The 323-nt window shown below is 69.0% G+C and carries 1 protein-coding gene; it reads right to left on the bottom strand.

Annotation, left to right across the window (positions count from 1 at the left end; translation table 11 throughout):
* Positions 1-323 (bottom strand): hypothetical protein (locus G3I42_RS30365; RefSeq protein ID WP_164290950.1); only part of this gene is annotated, 323 nt, incomplete at both ends.

Here is a 323-nt window from a genome sequence, read left to right as displayed (position 1 = left end):
TGGCGGATGTCGGCCAGCGCGATGGAGACAGCGATCCCGCCGGGCACCTCGTCGCTTTCGTCCGCCGTGAACGCCATCGCCTCGACGCAGTCGCCGTGGAAGAGCGTCAGGCCTTCGGGGTCCACGCGTTCTCCGCCCACCGTCAGCGCCTCGGCCGGAATGTCGACGAACCAGCCGTAGCCGAACTCGAAGCGGTGCGCGATGCCGGAGCCGGTCTCCTCCACTCCGACGTAGCACGGCTTGCTCCGGGTGCTGCGCTCGGTACGGAACACCTGACGGTGGCCGTCCGCCGAGGCGTACGGGACGATCTCGGCCATGAACTC

Source organism: Streptomyces sp. SID11385 (genome assembly GCF_010548245.1).
In the GTDB taxonomy this organism is placed as follows: domain Bacteria; phylum Actinomycetota; class Actinomycetes; order Streptomycetales; family Streptomycetaceae; genus Streptomyces.
The sequence above is the reverse complement of the archived record's forward strand: the minus strand, read 5'-3'. Positions and strand labels throughout refer to the sequence as shown.